We start from the raw sequence: 432 nt of genomic DNA, 5'->3' as shown, positions 1-432 counted from the left end.
CACGTCAACCGCGAGGACAACTACGGGTTGAACCTCTCGCTGGCCGTCAACACCCTCTATCAGGGCAACCAAAACGGCGCCAAGTTCACCGTGACGTCCGCCGCGGCCCCGTCTGTGACTTCCGGCGTGACCCCGGTGCAGTTCGGCGCATCAATCTTGAGCGGCACGCTCAGCGGCACAAACGCCGCAGTCCAAGCGCTTTCGACCATGGGTAACGTGTCGCAGGTGTTCAGTCGTTCTGGCGTAACGATGAACGGCCAAATGCTCAACCTGCAGGCCGCGCAAACACAGAGCTACCTGGCCTCAAGCCAGACAACGCTCACGTCGACCTCTGGCTCGAGCACTGCGCTGCAGCCGGGTTCGGTCACGTATGGCTTCACCGGCGTCTTTCTCCCCAAGTACGTGAACGACCGGATCATGCTGGAACTCAAC

At 61.1% G+C, this 432-nt stretch carries 1 protein-coding gene; it reads left to right on the top strand.

Going from position 1 to position 432, the window contains the following annotated elements; translation table 11 throughout:
* Window positions 1–27 precede the first annotated feature (27 nt).
* On the top strand, window positions 28–432 hold a 405-nt coding region (locus tag D7V97_RS45225), incomplete at its 3' end, for a hypothetical protein (RefSeq protein ID WP_199729288.1).

The organism is Corallococcus sp. CA053C, from assembly GCF_003611675.1.
GTDB lineage: Bacteria > Myxococcota > Myxococcia > Myxococcales > Myxococcaceae > Corallococcus.
Note: the sequence above shows the minus strand (reverse complement) of the source record. Positions and strands in the feature narration are given on the sequence as shown.